A 21,132-nucleotide genomic window follows, 5' to 3' on the forward strand; every position below is an offset into this window, starting at 1 on the left:
CATGGAAGATCTCAAGGGCAAGACGGCGCTGGTCACGGGCGCCAGCACGGGCATCGGCGCCGCGGTCGCGATCGCCTACGGCGCGCGCGGCGTGCGCGTGGCGGTGCACTACAACAAGTCGGCGGGCGCGGCGCAGACGGTGGTCGATGCGATCACCCGGGCCGGCGGCGAGGCTTTCGCGCTGCAGGGCGACGTGCGCGACAGCGCGGCCATCCAGCGCGTGGTGGACGAGACCGCCGCGCGCTGGGGCGGCATCGACATCCTGGTCAACAACGCGGGCAGCCTGGTCAAGCGCGTGCCCATCGCCGAATTCGACGATGCGCTCTTCGACGATGTGCTTCACATCAACGCGCGCTCGGCGCTGGTCTTCTGCCGCGAAGTGGTGCCGCTGATGCGCCGGCGCGGCCAGGGCGGCTGCATCATCAACGTGACTTCGATCGCGGCGCGCAATGGCGGCGGACCCGGCGCCTATCTGTATGCGGGCGCCAAGGGCTTCGTGAGCACCGCGACACGCGGCCTCGCCAAGGAGCTCGCACCCGACAACATCCGCGTGAACGCGGTCGCGCCGGGCGTGATCCAGACGCCTTTTCACGACCAGTTCTCGACGCCGCAGATGCTCGAAGCCTTCAAGGCCTCCATTCCGATGGGCCGCATCGGCGACCCGCAGGAGTGCGTGGGCGCCTTCCTCTATCTCGCATCGACACAGATGTCGAGCTACGTGACGGGACAGATCCTCGAAGTCAACGGCGGTCAGTACATGCCCTGACACAGGTTCGCCCCCAGGCTGCGCGCACTTCGTGTCGCTTCGCCTTCCCCCCTCCGGGGGCGACACCGGAGGACCGGCGAAGCCGGATCCGCGGTGTCCCACCGGGCCTCGAAATACCAGGAGACTCCACTCATGCAACGACGCACTCTCATTCATACCGCCATCGCCTCTGTCGCCGGGGGGCTCTACGGGCTGCCGGCCTTCGCGCAAAGCCAATGGCCCACGGGCAAGGCCATCACCTACATCGTGCCCTTCCCCGCCGGCGGCACCACCGACGTGCTGGGCCGCCTGATCAGCCAGAAGCTCGGCGCGGCGCTGGGCACCAGCGTCATCATCGACAACAAGGGCGGAGCCGGCGGCAGCGTCGGATCGGAAGTCGCGTCGCGCGCGGCGCCGGACGGCTACACGTTGCTGGGCGGCACCATCAGTTCGCACGCGATCAACGTCAGCCTCTATCCGAGGATCGGCTACGACCCGCGGAAGTCCTTCTCGCCGGTCACGCTGATCGGCACCAACCCGGTCGTGCTGGTGGTCAACCAGGCGAGCCCCTACAAGACGCTGAAGGATGTGCTGGCCGCGAGCAAGACCAAGCCGGGCGGCATCTCGTCGGCTTCGGCCGGCACGGGCACCTCGCAGCACCTGGCGCTGGAACTGCTGGCCTACAAGTCGGGCGTGAAGTTCACGCACGTTCCCTACAAGGGCAGCGGCCCCGCCATCCAGGACGTGATCGGCGGCCAGGTCGAGATGATGTTCGACACCACCGTGGTCGCCGGCCCGCACATCCAGAGCGGCAAGCTGCGCGCGATCGCCGTGACCTCGGCCAAGCGCCTGCCTTCGATGCCGGACGTCCCGACGATCGCCGAATCGGGCGTGCCGGGACTCCAGGATTTCGAGGTGCTGTCGTGGCAGGCGATCTTCGTGCCCGCCGGCACGCCGGCGCCCATCATCGACCGCCTGCATACGGAAATCCGCAAGATCCTCGCGCAGCCCGAGATGCAGGAGAAACTCAAGAGCTTCGGCATGCAGCCCTCGGACATGACGACGACGCAGATCGCCGCCTTCCAGAAGTCCGAGGTCGAGAAATGGGCGCAGGTCATCAAGGCCGCCAACATCAAGGCTGACTGACGCGCTTGTTCCGCCGAGCGGCCCGATGGCCGCTCGATAGAATCGCCTTCCCCTTCATGGAAGACCTCTTGTCCGACCGCCTCCCCGTCCTGCCCCAGTACTTGTTTCCCAAGCAGGCGCTGACCTCTTTCGCCGGCTGGGTGGCCGGCAAGGAACGGGGCGCCGTCACGACCTGGATCATTCGCCGCTTCGTCGCCAAGTACGGCGTGAACATGGCCGAGGCGCTCGACAGCGACATCCGCAGCTACGCGAGCTTCAACGCCTTCTTCACCCGCGCGCTCAAGCCCGGCGCGCGGCCGATCGCGCAGGCGGCCCTGGTCTGCCCGGTGGACGGCGCCATCAGCCAGTTCGGCCCCATCGAAGGCGACCAGATCTTCCAGGCCAAGGGCCACCGCTACTCGACCACCGCGCTGGTCGGCGGCGATGCAAGCCTCGCCGCGCGCTTCGCGCATGGCAGCTTCGCCACGCTCTACCTGAGCCCGAAGGACTACCATCGCATTCACATGCCCTGCGACGGGCGGCTGCTGCGCATGATCTACGTGCCGGGCGACCTGTTCTCGGTGAACCCCACGACGGCGCGCGGCGTGCCCGGCCTGTTCGCCCGCAACGAGCGCGTGGTGTGCGTCTTCGAGACGGCGCGCGGGCCCTTCGTGCTCGTGCTGGTGGGCGCGACCATCGTCGGCAGCATGGCGACGGCGTGGCACGGCGTGGTCAACCCGCCGCGCGGCGGCGAGGTGCGCGAGTGGCACTACGAGGACCGGCAGATCCTGCTCAAGCAAGGCGAGGAGATGGGCCGCTTCCTGCTCGGCTCGACCGTGGTGATGCTGTTCCCCGCCCCGCCGCTGGTCTTCAACCCGGCGTGGTCGCCCGCCAGGCCCGTGCGACTCGGCGAAGCGATGGCCAACTACTCCAATTCCTGAGACTTCGCTTCGGAAGGCCGCAACAGGCCTCACGCTACAGCTATAAAACTTGTAGCATGAAATATTCTGCGATATAGTCGCCGGCCGATCCGGGCGGTCCCGGCATCCAGCAATAAGAAAAACGCGCCGACCCGAGGAGAAGACGTTCATGAGTGGCAAGGAAAACGCGGCGGTCAGCCAGTTGCTTGCGCTGCTGGAAGCCCGTTACGCGCTTCGCGTTCTTTGGGCCTTGCGCGACGGCCATGCGCAGACCTTCCGCCTGCTGCAGGACAGCGTCGGCGGCATCACGCCCAACACGCTCAACACCCGCATCAAGGAACTTCGCGAGGCCGGACTCGTGAACCACGGCGGCGACGGCTACAGCCTGACGCTCAGCGGCCAGGACCTGCTCAAGCGCCTGTCCGATCTGCAGGCCTTCGCCGGCAAGTGGCAGTTGAGCCAGATCAAGAAGACCCTGCCGACCGCGCCCCCCGTCACCGCAGATCGTTAAACTGCGCGGCTCTTTTCAATTCGAACCAAGGAGCGTTCCATGCCCACCACTTCCTCCGGCCTGCAGTACGAAGACACCACTGTCGGCGAAGGCGCCGAAGCCAAGGCTGGCCAGCATGTGCATGTGCACTACACCGGCTGGCTCTACAACGATGGCGTGCAGGGCGCCAAGTTCGATTCGAGCCGCGACCGCAACGATCCCTTCGCGTTCTCGCTGGGCGCGGGCCAGGTCATCAAGGGCTGGGACGAAGGCGTGGCCGGCATGAAGATCGGCGGCCAGCGCACGCTGATCATCCCGCCGGCGCTCGGCTACGGCGCGCGCGGCGCCGGCGGCGTGATCCCGCCCAACGCCACCCTGAAGTTCGACGTCGAGCTGCTCGACGCCCACTGAGCGCAGCGGCACCGCCGGCTCCCCCATGCGCCTTCGCGGGCGCTTTTTTTTGTCTTGAAAACGGCTTTGCCAGCCCCCAACTGGCGGGCTAATGTTCGTTTTCGTTGATTTTCCGGCGTGGCAGCCGGCTTTCTAAGCATGTCAGACCCGCACAACACCCCATCGAACCCCCAAACCCTGCAAGGCGAGCCCAGCCCCGAAGAGCTGGAAGCCGCGCAGGCCGCCAACGAGGCCGACGCGCTGGCAGCGGCCTCGAACGAGATCGCCGCGCTCAAGGCGAAGAACGCCGAGCTGGCCGACCAGTTCCTGCGCGCCCAGGCCGACGTGCAGAACGCGCGTCGCCGCGCCGACGAGGAAATCACCAAGGGCCGCAAGTTCGCGATCGAATCCTTCGCCGAAGGTCTGCTGCCCGTCCTGGACAGCCTGGAGGCGGGCCTGGCTATCCAGGACGCCACGCCCCAGCAGATCCGCGAAGGCGCCGAAGCCACGCTGCGCCAGCTCAAGAGCGCGCTGGAGCGCAACAAGGTGATCGAGATCGCGCCCCCGGCCGGCAGCAAGTTCGACCCGCACCAGCACCAGGCCATCTCGGTCGTGCCCGGCGTCCAGCAGGACCCGAACACCATCGTCGGCGTGCTGCAGAAGGGCTACACCATCGCCGAGCGCGTACTGCGCCCCGCGCTGGTCACGGTCAGCGCCCCCGGCTGATCCCCCTCCGAAAGCCAACGAATCCACAGGAAATCCCCGCTTCATCCCCTTGAATCGAGTCGGGTTATCCACAAGTTCACAACAACATATCTTTCGCACTCAGGAGAAACACAATCATGGCCAAAATCATCGGCATCGACCTCGGCACCACCAACTCGTGCGTGGCGATCATGGAAGGCAACACCATTCGCGTGATCGAGAACTCGGAGGGTGCGCGCACCACGCCGTCGATCGTCGCGTACCAGGAGGATGGTGAAGTGCTGGTCGGCGCCTCGGCCAAGCGCCAGGCCGTCACGAACCCCAAGAACACGATCTACGCCGTCAAGCGCCTGATCGGCCGCAAGTTCGACGAAAAGGAAGTGCAGAAGGACATCGACCTGATGCCCTACAGCATCGTCAAGGCCGACAACGGCGACGCCTGGGTGGAAGTGCGCGGCAAGAAGCTCGCGGCGCAGCAGATCAGCGCTGAAATCCTGCGCAAGATGAAGAAGACCGCCGAGGACTACCTGGGCGAGCCGGTCACCGAGGCCGTGATCACCGTGCCGGCCTACTTCAACGACAGCCAGCGCCAGGCCACCAAGGATGCCGGCCGCATCGCCGGCCTGGACGTCAAGCGCATCATCAACGAGCCGACCGCCGCGGCGCTGGCCTTCGGCCTCGACAAGCAGGACAAGACCGACCGCAAGATCGCCGTGTATGACCTGGGCGGCGGCACCTTCGACATCTCGATCATCGAGATCGCCGATGTCGATGGCGAGAAGCAGTTCGAAGTGCTGTCGACCAACGGCGACACGTTCCTGGGCGGCGAAGACTTCGACCAGCGCATCATCGACTACATCATTTCCGAGTTCAAGAAAGAGCAAGGCGTTGACCTCGGCAAGGACGTGCTCGCGCTCCAGCGCCTGAAGGAAGCCGCCGAGAAGGCCAAGATCGAACTCTCGAACAGCGCGGCGACCGACATCAACCTGCCGTATGTGACGGCCGACGCGTCGGGCCCGAAGCACCTGAACATCAAGCTCACCCGCGCCAAGCTCGAAAGCCTGGTCGACGAGCTGATCGAGCGCACGATCGCTCCCTGCCGCACCGCCATCAAGGATGCCGGCGTGAGCGTGTCCGACATCAGCGACGTGATCCTGGTCGGCGGCATGACCCGCATGCCCAAGGTGCAGGAAAAGGTGAAGGAGTTCTTCGGCAAGGAACCGCGCAAGGACGTGAACCCCGACGAAGCCGTGGCCGTCGGCGCCGCCATCCAGGGCCAGGTGCTCTCCGGCGACCGCAAGGACGTGCTGCTGCTCGACGTGACCCCGCTGTCGCTGGGCATCGAGACCATGGGTGGCGTGATGACCAAGATGATCACGAAGAACACCACGATCCCGACCAAGTTCGCGCAGACCTTCTCGACCGCCGAGGACAACCAGCCGGCCGTGACGATCAAGGTGTTCCAGGGCGAACGCGAGATCGCCGCGGGCAACAAGGCGCTCGGCGAGTTCAATCTCGAAGGCATTCCGCCGGCCGCGCGCGGCACGCCGCAGATCGAGGTGAGCTTCGACATCGACGCCAACGGCATCCTGCATGTCGGCGCGAAGGACAAGGGCACCGGCAAGGAAAACAAGATCACCATCAAGGCGAACTCTGGCTTGAGCGAAGAAGAAATCCAGAAGATGGTGAAGGACGCCGAGCTCAATGCCGCCGAGGACAAGAAGAAGGTCGAGCTGGCGCAGGCCCGCAACCAGGGCGAAGCCATGGCACACAGCGTGAAGAAGTCGCTGGCCGAACACGGCGCGACCCTGGATGCCGGCGAGAAGGAAAAGATCGAGGCAGCCATCAAGGCTGTCGAGGAAGCCCTGAAGGGCGACGACAAGGCCTCGATCGAGGAAAAGACCAACACGCTGATGTCCGCGAGCCAGAAGCTGGGCGAGAAGATGTACGCCGACTCGCAGGCGGCGGCTGCCGCGGCAGGTGGCCAGCCGGGCGCCGGCCCGGAAGCCGCAAGCGCTCCGGCCGACGACAACGTGGTCGATGCCGAAGTGAAGGAAGTCAAGAAGGGCTGAGCGCCCTGCCTTGACCCAGGGGCTGGATCACCTGAAAAGGCGGTCCGGCCTCTTTCCGCTTATTGACGCGCTTTTCCGTCTGCATTCCGATTCCGCTACCGCCCACTGAACATGGCCACCAAACGCGACTACTACGAAACCCTCGGCGTCCCCAAGAACGCGAGCGAGGAAGAGATCAAGAAGGCTTATCGCAAGCTCGCGATGAAGCACCACCCCGACCGCAACCACGGAGACACGGGCAAGGAGGCCGAGGCCAAGTTCAAGGAGGTCAAGGAAGCGTACGAGATGCTTTCGGACGCCCAGAAGCGCGCGGCCTATGACCAGTACGGCCATGCCGGCGTGGACCCGAACATGCGCGGCGGCCCGGGGCCCGAAGGCTTCGGCGGCTTCGCGGAAGCTTTCGGCGACATCTTCGGCGACGTGTTCGGCGGCGCGCGCGGCGGCCGCCAGGGTGGTGGGCGCCAGGTGTTCCGCGGCAGCGACCTGAGCTACGCGATGGAGATCACTCTGGAGGAAGCGGCGGACGGCAAGGATGCGCAGATCCGCATTCCGACCTGGGACGAGTGCGGCACCTGCAAGGGCAACGGAGCCAAGCCAGGTACCAAGCCCATCACCTGCACCACCTGCCACGGCCAGGGCGCGGTTCAGATGCGCCAGGGCTTCTTCAGCGTGCAGCAGACCTGCCCGACCTGCCACGGCACCGGCAAGATCATTCCCGAGCCCTGCACCGTCTGTCATGGCCAGGGGAAGATCAAGACCAACAAGACGCTGGAGGTCAAGATTCCGGCCGGCATCGACGACGGCATGCGCATCCGCAGCACCGGCAACGGCGAGCCGGGCACCAACGGCGGGCCGCCCGGCGACCTCTATATCGAGATCCGGCTCAAGAAGCATGACCTCTTCGAGCGGGACGGTGACGACCTGCACTGCGTCGTGCCGGTGAGCATCACCACCGCGGCGCTGGGCGGCGAGGTCAACGTTCCAACGCTCAAGGGCGCGGCCGCCATCGACATTCCGGACGGCACACAGAGCGGCAAGCAGTTCCGCCTGCGCGGCAAGGGGATCAAGGGCGTGCGCTCCAGCTACCCCGGCGACCTGTATTGCCACGTGCGCGTCGAGACGCCGGTCAAGCTCACCGAGCACCAGCGCAAGCTCCTGAAGGAACTCGACGAGTCGCTCAAGAAGGGCGGCGACAAGCACAGCCCGACCGAGAAGAGCTGGTTCGGCAAGGCGAAGGAATTCTTCAGCTAAGCGGCCCTAGAGGTTGCTCGTCGCGCGCACCTCATCGATGGTGGTCTGCCCGGAGAGCACCTTGTCGATGCCGTCCTGACGCAGGGTGCGCATGCCTTCGCGCAGCGCCGTCTCCTGAAGCATCTCGGCGCGGGCGCCGGTCTGAACCAGCCGCCGCAACTCGCGCGACATCACCATCAGTTCGTGGATGCCGACGCGGCCCTTGAAGCCCGTGTCGTCGCAGTGCGAGCAGCCGACGCTCGTGTATCTGAGCAAGCGGCCTTCGCGGCCGTGGCGCGCCAGCCAGTCGCCACGCGCATCCTCGCGCGCCTGCGGCGTGTCGCTGGACTCGAAGGCGTGCATGTAGTCCGACAGCAGCTCCTCGACCTCTTCTTCGGTGGCCGGCCGGCTCTCGACGCAATGCGAGCACAGCCGGCGCACCAGCCGCTGGGCCAGCACGGCGAGCAGCGAGTCGGCGAAGTTGAAGGGGTCCATGCCCATATCCAGCAGGCGCGTCACGGTCTCGGGCGCGCTGTTGGTGTGCAGGGTGGACAGCACCAGGTGACCGGTGAGCGAGGCCTCGACCGCCGTCTTGGCGGTCTCCTCGTCCCGGATCTCGCCGACCATGATCACGTCCGGGTCGGCGCGCAGGAAAGCCCGCAGCGCCTTGGCGAAGGTCCAGTCGATGCGCGGATTGACCTGAACCTGCCGCAGACCGGCCTGCGTGATCTCGATCGGGTCCTCGGCGGTCCAGATCTTGCGCTCCGGCAGGTTGATGTGCATCAGCGCCGAGTGCAAGGTGGTCGTCTTGCCCGAGCCGGTCGGCCCCACGCACAGCACCATGCCGTAGGGCCGCTCGATCGCGCGCTTCAATTGCGCGAGATTGCGCTCCGAGAGGCCGAGCCGGTCCAGCGCGATGGGCTTGGCCGATGCCAGGATGCGCATCACGACATCTTCCAGGCCGTTGTTGGTCGGGATGGTCGCCACCCGCAGTTCGATGCGGTGCTGCGGCGAGAACTTGGCGAAGTTGATCTTGCCGTCCTGCGGCTTGCGCTTCTCGCTGATATCGAGGTCGCACATGATCTTGATGCGCGCGATCATGGCGTTGCGGTAGTTCGGCGGCAGTTCGAGGTAGGTCTTGAGCCGACCGTCCTTGCGGAAGCGGATGCGGATCTTCTCGCGACCGGGGTAGCTTTCGATGTGGATGTCGGACACTCCGCCACCGTGGGCCTCGAGGATCATGCGGTTGATCATCCGCACCAGGGAGTTGTCCGACTGTTCGATGGGCGCGTCGTTGTCGCTCGAGTGCAGGCCTTCCTTCTCCAGGGTCTCCAGCAGCTCGTTGGTGTCGCCGAGGTCGTAGTCGATCGGCCGCAGCTCCGCGCCCTGGGGCCGGCCCTCGCTGGCACCGATCTTCTCGTACGCGGCCTGCAGCACGCCGTCGAGGTCGCGTGACTTGCCGAGCACGGCGACCACCTTCATCTGGGCGTTGAACTCGACCTCCTCGATGGCGGCGTGGCGATTGGCCGGGTCGTCCATCGCGAGGATGAGCCGGCCGTCACGCACCAGCAGCGGCATCACCTGCAGCCGCAGCGCGACGCCGTGGCCCAGCTTGCGAAGCGCCTCGGCCTCGACCGGAAAGACATCCAGGTTCACCAGCGGGTAGCCCATCTTCCGGGTCAGCGCCATCTGCAGGTCCGGACGGGTCACGACGCCCATCTGCACCAGGGTTTCGCCAAGGGGGATGCTGCGGTCGAGCTGCTGCAGTGTCAGTGCCTCGCGCAGCTGACTCTCGGTGATCATGCCCAGCGCGGTGAGCGCCTCGCCGATCCGCACGATGGGCATTCGGGCCTGCCGCTCGATCGCCGCCAGCAACTGCTCCGGCGACAGCACCTCCTGCGACAACAGATCGGGGGCGGCGGAATCGGGGGCCGCGCCTTGCTCGTCGAGCGAGAAGCTCTGATAGCCGCAGCGCGGCACGAACATGCGCCGAACGGCACCGTCATCGCCCGTCGGCGGGAACAGGAACAGGCCGAATCCGGTCTCGACCTGGCCCACCGTCTCGCCGTTCAGTTCGACGCCGTCATTCAGCAGCACGCGATAGTTGGAGCGCGCGGGCCGTGGCGCGGAGGATCGCGAACCCGCCGCCAGCGGCTCCAGCGGCGTGGTGATGGTCAGCGCGCGAAACTGCTCGAAACGCAGCGCGATCGCGGGCCGCGTGCGCGAAAGCTGAACGTGGGCTGTCTCCTCCGCCACGGCGAAGCCGGTCAACAGGCCGGGCACTCGCTTGTCGTTGAGGCCGAGGATCTCGCAAGGCAGGGGCGCGGATGGCGCCGTTGCGCCCGGGTAGAGAACATAGGGCGGATTCGGCCAGAGGAAGCCTTCGCCGGGCTCCTCTCGGTCCGTGGCAGTCGCCTTGCCGGGGGTTTGCAAGCTCAAGGGTTTGATTGTCATGGCCATGTGGATTAAGCGCCTCCAGCGCGGCGGGATCACGAAGAGCCCGCCGCCGCCGCGCCGCGCCTGAAAATATTTCGCCGCAGGTGTGGAGCTTTCCACAGGATGCGGAAAAGCGCGAATGACTGTGGTTGTCGTGACACACCCCCTCCCTACGATCCGCCGTCATGAAATCCACTGACTCGACGGGGCGCCGCCGCCTGCTGCGCGGCGCGGCCGCAGCCACGGCGGTCGCCACGCTGGCGGGCGCCGCAACATCGGCCATCGCGCAGCCACGACCGGCGGAAACGGCCGTCACACGCATCACCCAGCTTCTGGACACCTCACCCGATCAGCAGGAACTCTCGCGCGACTACAGCACAGGCATCCGCCTCGCCTTCGCCGAACTGAGGAAGTCGAATGTCCCCTTGCCGCTGCTGTCGACCGTCGAGACCGACGCCTCGCCAGCCTCGGTGCGCAATGCCTTGCAGCTCATCAAGAATGACACGGCACAGGTGGCGCTGATCGGCGCCGTGGGCGAAGGCCTGGCGCTTGCCAGCCTGCGGGAGGCGGCTCAGGTCCGGCTGGAGATCGCGCATGTGGCGCCCTGGCTGGCCGATTCGAGATTCGATGCCGGCGGCAACCTGTTCTCGCTGTTCGCATCTCGCGAGGACCAGATCCGCTACGTGATGAAGAACTTCGCCGCCATGGGCGTGACGGAACTCGGGATCGTCTACCCCAACCCGATGTTGGAGCAGGCATTGCACGCGGGCCTGGCGGAGGCGACCGAGCGGCTGAAACTGAAGGCGCGCGTACTGACGGTGCCGCAGGGCAAGGACATCGCCGCCTTCGCGTCCGGGCTGGCGCCGGACATTCCTGTCTTCCTTCTGTTCATGGGCGGCAGCATCGACCTGGCGCGCTTCACGCAGGGCCTGGACAGGAAGGGCCGGCAACGCTATCTGGTATGTCTGTCGGATGTGGACATCGCCAGCTTCCTCCAATTCAATCCCGGCAAGGCGGTGCCCGTCGTCTTCACGCGCGTCGTTCCCAATCCGATGTCGAGCAAGGTCCCTGTCGTGCGCGCATATCGCGAGGCGCTGGCCCGTCTGTTCGACGAAGCGCCGTCCCCGATGAGTCTGGCGGGCTATCTGGCGGGGCGGTACGCGGCCAACGTCCTCGGCGCCGCCGGCCCGAACGCCGGTCGAGCCCGCGTCCTCGCCGAATTCCAGAAACGGCGGTCGATCGAGTTCGACGGTTATCGCGTGGCATTCGCCGGGAACGGCAGGGCCGGCGGCTTCGTCAGCCAGATCCTGCTGAATTCCCAGGGCGGTTTCGTCGAATGAAGGAGCTCGCCGAACTCGCGGGAGAACCGCTGCAGCGCCTCATGCGGGACGGCGGTCTCTATCCGCTCTTCCAACCGGTGGTGAACTTCCGCGACGGCTGCATCTTCGCCCACGAGGCGCTGATCCGGGGCCCGGCGGGCGGAAGGCTGCACACGCCCGCCAGCCTCCTGGCGGCCGCCGCGCGCGAATCATCGCTGCCCGCATTCGAGTTGCACTGCGCCGAGGTGATCCTTGCCCACTGGGGCCGCATGCGCGAGCCGGGCCGCCTCTTCCTCAACATGAGTGCTGACGTGCTGACGGCCGCGATGACCGGTGACCAGCCCTACGCCCTCGAGCGCATGCTGGCGGCTTCGGGCGTGTCGCCGCGCATGCTGACGATAGAGATCACCGAGTACGAGGCAGCGAGCGACATCGCAGCGCTGCGCCAGGCCGTGAAGATGCTCCATGCCACGGGCGCGCTTCTGGCGCTGGACGATTTCGGCAACGGTCATTCGAGCCTTCGACTGTGGACCGAACTGAAGCCGGACTTCGTCAAGATCGACCGATTCTTCACCGAAGGCATTGCCGCCAGCGCCGAGAAACTGGAAGTCGTGCGCGCCATCCGCGCCATCGGCGACGCCTTCGGCACTCGACTCGTGGCTGAAGGCATCGAGAACGGCGATGACCTGCGCGTGCTGCGCGACCTGGAGATCGGGTACGGGCAGGGCTATTTCCTCGGCCGCCCCCAGGCCGGGCTCGCGATGGCCGTGCCGGCCGCCGCATTGAATGTCGTGAAAGGCAGCCGCGTGGCCGTCATGCCGCATGCGCAGCAGCAGGCGCGCCCGGGCGCCCTTCGAAGCCTGACGGTCATCCAGGCCGGTGCGATGTCCCCCCGGAGCACCAACGACGAGGTTGCCCTGGCGTTCCAGCGACACACGGACCTCCACGCGCTGGCGGTGGTCGCCGAGGGACGGCCGGTAGCACTCATCAACCGGCAGCAGTTCATGAACGACTACGCGCGCCTCTATTTCCGCGAGGTGCACGGCCGCCGGCCCTGCGTGGCCTATGCCAACCGGACACCGCGCGTGATCGAGCTCGATGACGACGTCGCCGAGTTGATCGGCATTCTGACTTCCGACGACCAGCGCTACCTCAGCGAGGGATTCATCGTCACCGAGAATGGAAGATATGTGGGGCTGGGCACGGGCGATCAGCTCGTGCGCGCCGTGACCGAGACACGCATCGAGGCGGCGCGCCACGCCAACCCGCTGACCTTCCTGCCCGGCAATATTCCGATCAGCCTGCACATCGACCGCCTGCTGGCCAGCGGCGCCGAGTTCGCGGCCTGCTATGCCGACCTGAACGACTTCAAGCCCTTCAACGACCGCTACGGTTTCTGGCTCGGCGACGAGATGATCCGCATGGTGGCCAAGCTGGCGATCTCGCATTGCGACGCTCGCCACGATTTCGTGGGGCATGTCGGCGGCGACGACTTCATCATCCTGTTCCAGAGCAGGGACTGGCAGCGGCGTTGCGAGCGCATCGTGGACGGATTCGCCCAACAGGCGCCCACGTTGTTCGACGAATCGGCACGCGCCGCCGGAGGCTTCGAAGCGGAGGACCGGCACGGCGTGACCCGTTTCTTCCCCTGCACGACGCTTTCCATCGGCGCTGTGCGCATTGCACGGGGCATGTACAGCCGGGCCGAGGAAGTCGCGAGCGAAGCAGCGCTGGCCAAGCACGAGGCCAAGCTGGCCCTCTCAGGCATCGCCGTTCGCGAAGCAGGCGCGCAGCGGCCGCCCGGCCGCTCGGCCTTTCCGGCGCCATCGACGCGGCTGATCGCCGTCCCGTGACGCCATGGCGCCGGAACCTTCGACGCCGGCGAACTCAGAACTCGAAACCGCTCTGCGCCCGAAGCGCGCGCGACCGAGGCCCCGAGATCCAGTCGACAAAGCATCGGGCGATCGCCGGATCGCTGGCGCTCGCGGCCACCGCGGCGGTGTACACCGTCACAAGATCGAAACTCTTAGGCAAGGCGCCCACCAGCACGACGCCGGGTGTGTCCCTGATGTCGGTGATCTGCGCGCAGCCGATCGCCCCGAGCTGCGGCGCGGCGGCGAGTTCGCTCATCACCAGGATGCCACTGGCGAAGGTGTGCAGCCGTCCGGACACCCCCTCGGCGATGCCCAGCTTCGCCAGCACCGTCGCGAAATGGATGCCCGCCGTCGAGAGTTGTGCGTGGGGGAAGTAGATCGCGCTGGCGGCCAGCAGGCGCGACCTCAGCGTCTCGGGCGTCGAGATGTCGGGCATCGGCTCGCCCTCGGGCACCGCCAGGCCAGTACGCACCCGCCCCAGGGCGGCTTCCGTTCGGGGCATCAGGCGACCTTCCCGCTGCAGGACGGCCACCATGGGCGCACTGGCGATCAGCACATCGCAAGGCTCACCCGCCAGCAAGGCCTCCTTCAAGAGGCTCAAGGGGCCGGAGCGCCACGTCACCTGGACACCTTCCGCCTCGAAGAATGCGCTCCGCGACGACCTGACCACACCGTGCGCAACGCCCGTGCAAAGAACATTCATCGTGCCACCCCTGCATCTGTCTTGATGACGCGAGACCTTCTCCACCCAGGCAATTGGTATCGATTGGTTGCCTGGCACGCCCAGTGATCGCGAATATATACGCCACCGTAACATCGGTCAATGCGGGGGGCTTTTCCGCAAGCCGGCGCCCGGCGGTCTTCAATAGCCCAGCAGGTTGCGCCGCACGTTCAGCAGGTGGTCAAGGCAGAGTCTTGCCGCGCGCTCGCCATCGCGATCCTTGAGCGCAGCGACCAGCTCGCGATGCTCGCGCTGGTAGTCCAGCCTGCGCTCGGTCGTGGCGCTGCGCCGCTTGAGCATGCCCCACTCGCTCTGCGCCCGCACCTCGCTCATGCGCTGGAAGACCGTGGAGATGAAACTGTTGTGCGTGGCATCTGCAATGGCCTCGTGCAGCCTGCCGTCCCACACCTCGAACTCCTCGATGGTTGCCGCTGTCTCGCCCCGATCGCAATACTCCTCCATTCGAAGAAAGTCCGCCGCCGTTGCGCTTCCGACCACCATCGCAACGATTGCCGGCTCGAGCACCAGGCGCGCGCTCATCAATTCCGCCGGACTGGTGGCCAGCGGCGAGCTGCCGTTGCTGAGTTCCGCCAGGGCGCGACCCACCTCCCCACTGACATAGGTGCCGCTGCCCACGGTCTGCGTGATGAGACCCCGGCTCTTGAGGTCCGCCAGCACACGACGGACCGTCGAACGGCTGAGGCCGTATTGCCCGCTCAGCTCGCGCTCCGTAGGCAGGCGATGGCCGGCCCGCCATACGCGCGATTTCAGGTTCTCGAGAATGGCTTCCCGCAAGGTCAGGGCACTGTGCACGATGGAGAAGCTGAACGGGTTGTGGACGAAGGCGCCGATCGTATCAACGATGGCACAGGATGGCGCTATTGTGAACTTGGTATCTCATTGGTAGCATCTTGATCCGCATTGGCCCAGATGCAGAACCTTCAGAAGAACACCATGGAGACAGAACAAATGCCCCCTCACCGACCCGCAACGCGCCGCGCCCTGCTCGTGCTCGCCGCGTGTTGCGCCGCGAACACCGCGGCGTTCGCGCAGCCGTCATGGCCCGACAAGCCGATCTCGATGATCGTGCCCTTTCCGCCGGGCGGCGTAGCCGATACGGTTGCGCGGCCGGTGGCCGACGCCTTGGCGCGCGAACTCAAGCAAGCCGTCATCGTCGAGAACAAGGCGGGCGCGGGCGGCGCCGTCGGCATGGGTTTCGTCGCACGCGCGCCCGCTGACGGCTATACCATCCTCATGAGTCTGTCCTCGATCTCGATCATTCCCGAGGCCGACACCCTCCTCGAACGCAAGACCGCCTACCAGATGAGCCAGTTCAAGCCGATCGCGCGCTTCACGGCGGACCCGACGGTGCTGGTCGTGCGCGCGGATGCGCCGTGGAAGACGCTGGCGGAGTTCATCGCCGACGCGCGCGCGAAGCCCGGCGCCTACAACTACGGGAGCTCGGGCAACTACGGCACCATGCATGTGCCGATGGAGATGCTGAAGAACGCGGCGGGCTTTCGCATGACGCACATCCCTTACACCGGCGCCGGGCCCGCTGTTGTTGCACTGCTCTCCGGACAGGTCGATGCGGTGGCGAGCGGACCATCCACCGTCGTGCAGCAGATCAAGGCCGGCAAGCTTCGTGCGCTTGCGCATTGGGGCGACAAGCCGCTGACCGCGCTGCCCGATGTGCCGAGCCTCGAACAGGCCGGATTCAAGGTGAAATTCGCGCAATGGTCGGGGCTCTTCGTGCCCGCCGCCACGCCGGACGACATCGTGCGCAGGCTTCGCGCCGCCGCGGCCAAGGCCGCCATCGATCCCATGGTGGTGCAGGTCATCGAGAAGGCCGGCAGCCCGATGGCCTACCTCGACGCGCCCGAGTTCCAGACATACTGGAGCGCCGACGCCGCAGTGATGACCAAGGCCGTGCGCACGATCGGCAAGGTCGAATAGCACAGGCCATGCGCGGAACCCAGCCGAGGACGCAGGTGCACGTCTCTCCTTCGTGCCGGCACTTTCCTCGCCGCCTTTCGAGCCGCACGCCTACGCCGGCCGAAGACGTGTAGGCTGAAGCTGGGCGACAGACGTTATGTGAGCGAATATGTCGGTAGATACGTGACGGCGGCGTTGGAACTTTTAGACGGTGCGGTCGTTCTTATTTGAAAACCAATTTGCTGGACGGGCTGTTTGTTCTATGCTTTGTGCAAGTCAAGTTCTCTGCTTGAGGAGTTAATCCAAAGCGTGCACACATCACCTGGCACCATTCCTGCGAACGATGCAAAGTGTGCAGCACGGAAACTCCGGGCAGCGCCCCGCTGACTCGATGGAGGTGTCTATGGTGGATGTCATCAGCAGCTTCGCCGCTCGTTACGAGCGTACGCGCGAAGAGGTCCTGTCCCTGCAGGAGTACCTTGAGATCTGCAAACGCGAACCGATGGCCTACGCCACCGCGTCGGAGCGGATGCTCAAGGCCATTGGTGAACCTGAACTGGTGGATACGCGCAACGACCCTCGTCTGTCGCGCATCTTCGCCAACAAGGTCATCAAGATCTATCCTGCATTCAGGGAGTTCTACGGCATGGAGGACGCCATCGAGCAGGTGGTGTCGTACTTCCGGCATGCCGCGCAGGGCCTTGAAGAGAAGAAGCAGATTCTCTACCTGCTGGGGCCGGTGGGCGGCGGCAAGAGCTCCATCGCCGAGCGTCTGAAGCAGCTCATGGAGCATGTGCCCTTCTACGCCATCAAGGGCTCGCCGGTGAACGAGACACCGCTCGGGCTCTTCGACGCGGCCGAAGACGGCGAGATCCTCGAGAGGGAATACGGTATCCCGCGCCGCTACCTCCAGCGCATTCTCTCGCCGTGGGCCGTGAAGAGGCTCGAGGAATACGGCGGCGACATCCGCAAGTTCCAGATCGTCAAACGCTACCCGTCGGTGCTGCGGCAGATCGCGGTGGCCAAGACCGAGCCGGGGGACGAGAACAACCAGGACATCTCCTCCCTCGTCGGCAAGATCGACATCCGCAAGCTCGAGACCTTCGCCCAGGACGATCCCGATGCCTATGCATACTCCGGCGGCCTGTGCCTGGCCAACCAGGGTCTGCTCGAATTCGTCGAGATGTTCAAGGCGCCGATCAAGGTGCTGCATCCGTTGCTGACGGCCACGCAGGAAGGCAACTTCAAGGGCACCGAAGGTTTCGGCGCCATCCCCTTCGACGGCATCGTGCTGGCCCACAGCAACGAGAGCGAGTGGAAGGCCTTCCGCAACAACAAGAACAACGAGGCCTTCCTCGACCGTATCTACATCGTCAAGGTCCCCTACTGCCTGCGGGTGTCGGAAGAGATCAAGATCTACGAGAAGCTGGTGCGGAACTCGTCGCTCGCCCAGGCGCCCTGTGCGCCCGGCACCATGCGCATGATGGCCCAGTTCTCGGTGCTGACGCGCCTGAAGGAACCGGAGAACTCCAGCATCTTCAGCAAGATGCAGGTGTACGACGGCGAGAACCTCAAGGACACCGACCCCAAGGCCAAGTCCATCCAGGAGTATCGCGACTACGCGGGTGTGGACGAGGGCATGAGCGGCGTCTCCACGCGCTTCGCCTTCAAGATCATCTCCAAGGTCTTCAACTTCGACAGCAGCGAGGTCGCCGCCAATCCCGTGCATCTGATGTACGTACTGGAGCAGCAGATCGAGCGCGAGCAGTTCGCGGCCGAGACCGAGCAGAAGTACCTCTCCTACATCAAGGAGCTGATGGCGCCTCGCTATGCGGAGTTCATCGGCAAGGAGATCCAGACGGCCTACCTCGAAAGCTACTCCGAGTACGGCCAGAACATCTTCGACAGGTACGTGACCTACGCCGACTACTGGATCCAGGACCAGGAATACCGCGACCAGGACACCGGCGAAGTCTTCGATCGCGGTTCGCTCAACGGCGAACTGGAGAAGATCGAAAAGCCCGCGGGCATCAGCAACCCCAAGGACTTCCGCAATGAGATCGTGAACTTCGTGCTGCGAGCGCGCGCCGGCAATGCGGGCAAGAATCCGCTGTGGACGAGCTACGAGAAGCTGCGCACGGTGATCGAGAAGAAGATGTTCTCGAACACCGAGGAGCTGCTCCCCGTCATCAGCTTCAACGCCAAGAGCAGCGCCGACGAGCTGAAGAAGCACGAGGATTTCGTGAACCGAATGGTGCAGAAGGGCTACACAGCGAAGCAGGTACGCCTGTTGTGCGAGTGGTATCTGCGCGTTCGCAAGAGCTCATGATGAGCTAGAAGGAGTTCCGGCCGTGGCCATGCTGCAGCAGATCATCGACCGCCGGCTGTCGGGGAAGAACAAATCCATCGGCAACCGCGAGCGTTTCCTGCGGCGTTATCGCGAGCAGATCGGCGAAGCCGTGCGCCGCGCGGTAAGCGGCCGCAACATCCGCGACCTCGAGCAGGGCGAGGACATCACGCTGCCCAAGCGCGACGTTTCCGAGCCGGTGTTCGGCCATGGTCAGGGTGGCGACCGCGAATACGTTCATCCCGGCAACAAGGAGTACGTCAAGGGAGACCGCATCGAGCGGCCGCAGCAAGGCGGCGGCGCAGGCAGCGGCCAGCAGGCCGGCGATGGTGAAGGCGGAGACGACGATTTCGTCTTCCGTCTCACGAAGGAAGAATTCATGAAGGTCTTCTTCGAGGACCTCGCCCTGCCCGACCTGGTGCGCACTCAGCTCGCGGAAGTGCCCGAATGGAAGAGCCACCGCGCCGGCTTCACCAGCGATGGCATGCCGACCAACCTGCATGTGGTGCGTTCGATGCGCGGCGCGCTGGCGCGGCGCATCGCGCTGGGGGGTGAGTCCCGACGCGAAATCCGTGAACTCGAAGCCCATCTCCTGCATCTTCGGCGCAGTCCGCGCGCGGCGGACGCCCTGGTCCAGCGCGAGATCAAGGAAACAGAGGCCAGGCTGGAGGAGCTTCGCGCCAAGGCAAAGCACATTCCCTACCTCGACCCGATCGACCTGCGTTACCGCAACCGGGTCAGGGTCCCGGTCCCCTCGGCGAAGGCGGTGATGTTCTGCCTGATGGACGTGTCGGGATCGATGGATGAGGCGCGCAAGGACATGTCCAAGCGCTTCTTCATGCTGCTCTATCTCTTCCTGACAAGGCACTACGAGAAGATCGACCTGGTCTTCATCCGCCATCACACCCAGGCCGCCGAGGTGAGCGAGGAAGAGTTCTTCCATGCCACCGAGACCGGCGGTACCGTGGTGTCGAGCGCGCTGACGCTGATGCACGAGATCATCCGGGCGCGCTATCCGAGCAGCGATTGGAACATCTACGGCGCACAGGCCAGCGATGGCGACAACTGGCACCAGGACAGCGGCCGATGCCGCGAGTTGCTGCGCGACCAGCTGTTGCCCCTCGTTCGCTACTACGCCTATGTGCAGGTCGCCGAAGCCGAGCAGAACCTGTGGGAGGAATACACCCAGCTCGTGGAATCGCACAGGAATTTTGCGATGCGCAAGGTTGCCGACGCCCAGGACATCTATCCGGTGTTCCGTGACTTGTTCAAGAAGGAGAGGACGCCGTCATGAGCACCACCACCGCGAGCACCAGAACGAGGGAGCCCCTGCCCAGCCCCTCGGACTGGACCTTCGAACTCATCGAGCAGTACCACGCCGAAATCGCACGTGTGGCACGCGGCTACAAGCTGGACACCTACGCCAACCAGTTGGAGATCATCACCGCCGAGCAGATGATGGATGCCTATGCCTCGGTCGGCATGCCGGTGATCTACCGCCACTGGTCCTACGGCAAGCAGTTCATCTCCACCGAGAAGAACTACCGCCGCGGACACATGGGCCTGGCCTACGAAATCGTCATCAACTCCGACCCGTGCATCGCCTACCTGATGGAAGAGAACACCATGGCGATGCAAGCCCTGGTGATCGCCCATGCCGCGTACGGGCACAACAGCTTCTTCAAGGGCAACTACCTCTTCAGGATGTGGACGGACGCCTCATCCATCATCGACTACCTGGTCTACGCCCGCAACTACATCACCGAGTGCGAGGAGCGTCACGGTGTGGGCGCCGTCGAAGACCTGCTCGACTCCTGCCACGCGCTGATGAACCATGGCGTGGACCGCTACCGCCGCCCCCAGAAGCTATCGCTCAGCCAGGAGCAGACCCGACGCCAGGAGCGTGAGCACCATCTCCAGCAACAGGTCAACGACCTGTGGCGCACATTGCCCAGGCGCGGCGGCCGCAGCGCGGAGGAGGAGGAAGCCTCGAAGCGCTTTCCGTCCGAACCCCAGGAGAACCTGCTCTACTTCATCGAGAAAAATGCACCATTGTTGGAACCCTGGCAACGCGAAGTGGTGCGTATCGTGCGCAAGATCGGGCAGTACTTCTATCCGCAGCGCCAGACCCAGGTGATGAACGAGGGCTGGGCCACCTTCTGGCACTACACCCTGCTCAATACCTTGTACGACGAGGGACTCCTGGCCGACGGCTTCATGATGGAGTGGCTGCAGTCCCATACCAACGTGGTCTTCCAGCCGCCGATCGGCCATCGCGCCTACACCGGCATCAATCCCTACGCACTGGGCTTTGCCATGTTCACCGACCTTCGCCGGATCTGCGAGAAGCCGACGGAGGAAGACAGGCGCTGGTTCCCCGACCTCGCCGGCTCCGACTGGGTGACCTCGCTCGACTATGCGATGCGCAATTTCAAGGACGAAAGCTTCATCGGACAATTCCTTTCGCCCAAGCTGATGCGCGACTTCCGGCTCTTCTCGGTGCGGGACAAGGAGAGCGATCCCGAACTCGAGGTGTCGGCCATCCATGACGACAGCGGCTACCGGCAGTTGCGCGAATCGCTGTCTCGCCAGTACGACCTCAATCACCGCGAGCCCAATATCCAGGTGTGGAGCGTCAATGTGCGCGGCGACCGCTCACTGACGCTGCGCCATACGCAGCACAACAATCGGCCCTTGCACGACGATTCTCAGGAGGTGCTGAAGCATGTCGCGCGCTTGTGGGGCTTCGACGTGCACCTGGAAAGCATCGACAGCCAGGGTCGGGTGAGCCACCGCAAGGTGGCGGCGCCGCCCTCCCACTGA

General features: G+C 65.2%; 17 protein-coding genes. 14 read left to right on the plus strand and 3 right to left on the minus strand.

Annotated features, from left to right (window positions below; all coding sequences use genetic code 11):
- The first annotated feature begins 1 nt into the window (after position 1).
- The 8 genes from AC1DNF_RS11125 (at position 2) to dnaJ (ending at position 7,698) form a co-directional block, all read left to right on the plus strand.
- Complete coding sequence (locus AC1DNF_RS11125; RefSeq protein WP_478148643.1) at positions 2–766, plus strand: SDR family NAD(P)-dependent oxidoreductase; 765 nt, start codon at positions 2–4, stop codon at positions 764–766.
- A 132-nt stretch (positions 767–898) separates the two neighbouring features.
- Positions 899–1,891: a Bug family tripartite tricarboxylate transporter substrate binding protein gene (locus AC1DNF_RS11130; protein WP_478148644.1), complete on the plus strand. Its 993-nt coding sequence runs from the start codon at positions 899–901 to the stop codon at positions 1,889–1,891.
- Between the two features lie 68 nt (positions 1,892–1,959).
- Positions 1,960–2,811 (plus strand): archaetidylserine decarboxylase, encoded by an 852-nt coding sequence (asd, locus tag AC1DNF_RS11135; protein WP_478148645.1) that lies wholly within the window; start codon positions 1,960–1,962, stop codon positions 2,809–2,811.
- Positions 2,812–2,959: 148 nt separating this feature from the next.
- Complete coding sequence (locus AC1DNF_RS11140; protein ID WP_478148646.1) at positions 2,960–3,301, plus strand: winged helix-turn-helix transcriptional regulator; 342 nt, start codon at positions 2,960–2,962, stop codon at positions 3,299–3,301.
- A gap of 39 nt (positions 3,302–3,340) precedes the next feature.
- Positions 3,341–3,691 (plus strand): FKBP-type peptidyl-prolyl cis-trans isomerase, encoded by a 351-nt coding sequence (locus AC1DNF_RS11145; protein ID WP_478148647.1) that lies wholly within the window; start codon positions 3,341–3,343, stop codon positions 3,689–3,691.
- A 138-nt stretch (positions 3,692–3,829) separates the two neighbouring features.
- Positions 3,830–4,396 carry a nucleotide exchange factor GrpE gene (grpE, locus tag AC1DNF_RS11150; RefSeq protein ID WP_478148648.1) on the plus strand — a complete coding sequence of 189 codons (567 nt, stop codon included), beginning with the start codon at positions 3,830–3,832 and terminating at the stop codon, positions 4,394–4,396.
- A gap of 116 nt (positions 4,397–4,512) precedes the next feature.
- Positions 4,513–6,447 (plus strand): molecular chaperone DnaK, encoded by a 1,935-nt coding sequence (gene dnaK, locus AC1DNF_RS11155; protein WP_478148649.1) that lies wholly within the window; start codon positions 4,513–4,515, stop codon positions 6,445–6,447.
- Positions 6,448–6,558: 111 nt separating this feature from the next.
- On the plus strand, positions 6,559–7,698 hold the full coding sequence (gene dnaJ / locus AC1DNF_RS11160) for a molecular chaperone DnaJ (RefSeq protein ID WP_478148650.1): 1,140 nt from the start codon (positions 6,559–6,561) through the stop codon (positions 7,696–7,698).
- A gap of 6 nt (positions 7,699–7,704) precedes the next feature.
- Here dnaJ and AC1DNF_RS11165 read toward each other — a convergent pair whose 3' ends face one another.
- Positions 7,705–9,585 carry a GspE/PulE family protein gene (locus AC1DNF_RS11165; protein ID WP_478148762.1) on the minus strand — a complete coding sequence of 627 codons (1,881 nt, stop codon included), beginning with the start codon at positions 9,583–9,585 and terminating at the stop codon, positions 7,705–7,707.
- A 713-nt stretch (positions 9,586–10,298) separates the two neighbouring features.
- On the opposite strand from AC1DNF_RS11165, the gene AC1DNF_RS11170 reads away from it, so the two are divergent.
- Entirely contained in the window at positions 10,299–11,453 is a 1,155-nt protein-coding gene (locus tag AC1DNF_RS11170; protein WP_478148651.1) for an ABC transporter substrate-binding protein, read from the plus strand.
- On the plus strand, positions 11,450–13,285 hold the full coding sequence (locus AC1DNF_RS11175) for an EAL domain-containing protein (protein ID WP_478148652.1): 1,836 nt from the start codon (positions 11,450–11,452) through the stop codon (positions 13,283–13,285). Before AC1DNF_RS11170 ends, AC1DNF_RS11175 begins: the two co-directional genes overlap by 4 nt.
- A gap of 34 nt (positions 13,286–13,319) precedes the next feature.
- On the opposite strand, the gene AC1DNF_RS11180 is transcribed toward AC1DNF_RS11175, so the two are convergent.
- Together AC1DNF_RS11180 and AC1DNF_RS11185 are read right to left on the minus strand one after the other, a co-directional pair.
- The gene (locus tag AC1DNF_RS11180) at positions 13,320–14,123 is read right to left on the minus strand and encodes a molybdate ABC transporter substrate-binding protein (protein ID WP_478148653.1); all 804 of its coding nucleotides are present in this window, start codon (positions 14,121–14,123) and stop codon (positions 13,320–13,322) included.
- A 45-nt stretch (positions 14,124–14,168) separates the two neighbouring features.
- Complete coding sequence (locus AC1DNF_RS11185) at positions 14,169–14,822, minus strand: FadR/GntR family transcriptional regulator (protein WP_478148654.1); 654 nt, start codon at positions 14,820–14,822, stop codon at positions 14,169–14,171.
- Between the two features lie 159 nt (positions 14,823–14,981).
- Here AC1DNF_RS11185 and AC1DNF_RS11190 point away from each other — a divergent pair, with 159 nt between their 5' ends.
- From AC1DNF_RS11190 to AC1DNF_RS11205, 4 genes are all read left to right on the plus strand, one after another.
- Positions 14,982–15,983 (plus strand): tripartite tricarboxylate transporter substrate binding protein, encoded by a 1,002-nt coding sequence (locus tag AC1DNF_RS11190; protein ID WP_478148655.1) that lies wholly within the window; start codon positions 14,982–14,984, stop codon positions 15,981–15,983.
- Between the two features lie 385 nt (positions 15,984–16,368).
- Positions 16,369–18,291 carry a PrkA family serine protein kinase gene (locus AC1DNF_RS11195; RefSeq protein WP_478148763.1) on the plus strand — a complete coding sequence of 641 codons (1,923 nt, stop codon included), beginning with the start codon at positions 16,369–16,371 and terminating at the stop codon, positions 18,289–18,291.
- Positions 18,292–18,319: 28 nt separating this feature from the next.
- The gene (locus AC1DNF_RS11200) at positions 18,320–19,603 is read left to right on the plus strand and encodes a YeaH/YhbH family protein (RefSeq protein ID WP_478148764.1); all 1,284 of its coding nucleotides are present in this window, start codon (positions 18,320–18,322) and stop codon (positions 19,601–19,603) included.
- Positions 19,600–21,132 carry a SpoVR family protein gene (locus tag AC1DNF_RS11205; RefSeq protein ID WP_478148656.1) on the plus strand — a complete coding sequence of 511 codons (1,533 nt, stop codon included), beginning with the start codon at positions 19,600–19,602 and terminating at the stop codon, positions 21,130–21,132. The genes AC1DNF_RS11200 and AC1DNF_RS11205 overlap by 4 nt, the downstream gene beginning before the upstream one ends.

It is taken from the genome of Variovorax sp. 01T432, from assembly GCF_056398605.1.

What these genes read in the sequence shown, in the direction of transcription:
- AC1DNF_RS11140 (WP_478148646.1), top strand. Translation starts at nt 2,960, where the DNA reads ATGAGTGGCAAGGAAAACGCGGCGGTCAGCCAGTTGCTTGCGCTGCTG.
- AC1DNF_RS11180 (WP_478148653.1), bottom strand. Translation starts at nt 14,123, where the DNA reads ATGTTACGGTGGCGTATATATTCGCGATCACTGGGCGTGCCAGGCAAC.
- AC1DNF_RS11200 (WP_478148764.1), top strand. Translation starts at nt 18,320, where the DNA reads ATGCTGCAGCAGATCATCGACCGCCGGCTGTCGGGGAAGAACAAATCC.
- AC1DNF_RS11145 (WP_478148647.1), top strand. Translation starts at nt 3,341, where the DNA reads ATGCCCACCACTTCCTCCGGCCTGCAGTACGAAGACACCACTGTCGGC.
- AC1DNF_RS11190 (WP_478148655.1), top strand. Translation starts at nt 14,982, where the DNA reads ATGGAGACAGAACAAATGCCCCCTCACCGACCCGCAACGCGCCGCGCC.
- AC1DNF_RS11125 (WP_478148643.1), top strand. Translation starts at nt 2, where the DNA reads ATGGAAGATCTCAAGGGCAAGACGGCGCTGGTCACGGGCGCCAGCACG.
- AC1DNF_RS11130 (WP_478148644.1), top strand. Translation starts at nt 899, where the DNA reads ATGCAACGACGCACTCTCATTCATACCGCCATCGCCTCTGTCGCCGGG.
- AC1DNF_RS11175 (WP_478148652.1), top strand. Translation starts at nt 11,450, where the DNA reads ATGAAGGAGCTCGCCGAACTCGCGGGAGAACCGCTGCAGCGCCTCATG.
- dnaK (WP_478148649.1), top strand. Translation starts at nt 4,513, where the DNA reads ATGGCCAAAATCATCGGCATCGACCTCGGCACCACCAACTCGTGCGTG.
- grpE (WP_478148648.1), top strand. Translation starts at nt 3,830, where the DNA reads ATGTCAGACCCGCACAACACCCCATCGAACCCCCAAACCCTGCAAGGC.
- AC1DNF_RS11205 (WP_478148656.1), top strand. Translation starts at nt 19,600, where the DNA reads ATGAGCACCACCACCGCGAGCACCAGAACGAGGGAGCCCCTGCCCAGC.
- AC1DNF_RS11170 (WP_478148651.1), top strand. Translation starts at nt 10,299, where the DNA reads ATGAAATCCACTGACTCGACGGGGCGCCGCCGCCTGCTGCGCGGCGCG.
- dnaJ (WP_478148650.1), top strand. Translation starts at nt 6,559, where the DNA reads ATGGCCACCAAACGCGACTACTACGAAACCCTCGGCGTCCCCAAGAAC.